Annotated in this window: 1 protein-coding gene; it reads right to left on the bottom strand. The window is 56.9% G+C overall.

Going from position 1 to position 1,308, the window contains the following annotated elements; all coding sequences use genetic code 11:
* Positions 1-6: 6 nt before the first annotated feature.
* Positions 7-1,212, bottom strand: a complete 1,206-nt coding sequence (locus VD17_RS06660; RefSeq protein WP_046053218.1) for an ISL3 family transposase — start codon at positions 1,210-1,212, stop codon at positions 7-9.
* Positions 1,213-1,308: the final 96 nt, after the last annotated feature.

Here is a 1,308-nt window from a genome sequence, read left to right as displayed (position 1 = left end):
GGTTCTTCACGGATTACCGGGAAAGACACTCTTGATCTTCATGAAGAAGAACTCGCTGTCCCGGTAACCGTACGCCATCCGCTTGATAACCTTTATTCGGTTGTTTATTCCTTCCAGCTGACCGGTGTGCATCGGCCAGCGAACCCGGCTCACGATGCCACGCCAGTACCCTTTTAGCCGTTTGGCAAACTGGATCAGGGCTGGGATTTCGCTTTCATGAGCATGGCGCAGCCATTGCTTCCAGGCCGATCTCCAATCCCAGGCAGTGCTTGGTGTCCAGAGTGTTTTTAGCTCAGCCTTCATCAAGTACACCGTCATCAGCGATTGGTTGGCCTCCAACAAATCCTGCAAGTGAACCTGCTGTTCCGGCGTTTTCAGATTCTGCGGATTGCGCAGTAACAGCCATCGCGCTTGCTTGATGACCTTGCGAGCCGGCTTGTCGTGTCGCAATCGGTTAGCTTCGTCGACACGGACCCGATCAATGACCTCTCGGCCATATTTGGCCACCACATGAAACAAGTCGTAGACCACTCGCGCGTTCGGGCAGTGCTGACGAACCTCCAGGTCAAACGCAGTGTTCATGTCCATGGCCACCGCTTCGATACGAGCACACCCCTCTGGCCCAAGTTCTTCGAAAAAGGGCCGAACCGCCGCCCGGCTGCGGCCTTCGCCGATCCAGAGCACTCGTCGCGTGTCGGCATCCAGCACAACACTGGCGTAGCGATGCCCTTTGAACAGCGCGAACTCATCCATCACCAAGCGTCGTGGTTGCGCCTTCGGCAGCTCGCTCAACACTGCCTGCAAGGCGCGACGCTCCAGCAACCGAACCGTGTCCCAATGCAGCCCAAACATCTGGGCCACGTGCAGGGTGGGAAGGCGCTCGCAAGCCTGGATAACCGCGTCGGCCAAGCGGCGCGTCATGCGCGCATAGCGATCCAGCCAACTGACGGCCTCCATGCGCTTGCCGCAATCGCGACAGCCAACACGCCTGAGCAAAACGCTGAGGCGCACCGCGCGACCGAGAATGGGCAGATCGCGAACGGTTCGCTCGCAATACTCATGTGTGGATGAACAAGGTTTTTGGCAGCCGCCGCAGGAAGGGAATCGGGTGGCGTGGGGAGTCAGATCGATCTGTAGGGCGTCACCATCAGGCTTGATCGTGACGACAGAAAAGCCCTCCCAAAAAGGAAGGAAAGTATTAATATCGCGCATAAGAACGCCGGTTTGTTAGATGTGTTTGCTCGCACGAACATCATCAATCAAATCGGCGTTCTTGTTTCTGTGTTTCCCGGGATTCCGTGAAGAACC

Source organism: Pseudomonas fluorescens, from assembly GCF_000968015.1.
Lineage (GTDB): Bacteria > Pseudomonadota > Gammaproteobacteria > Pseudomonadales > Pseudomonadaceae > Aquipseudomonas > Aquipseudomonas fluorescens_W.
The sequence above is the reverse complement of the archived record's forward strand: the minus strand, read 5'-3'. Positions and strand labels throughout refer to the sequence as shown.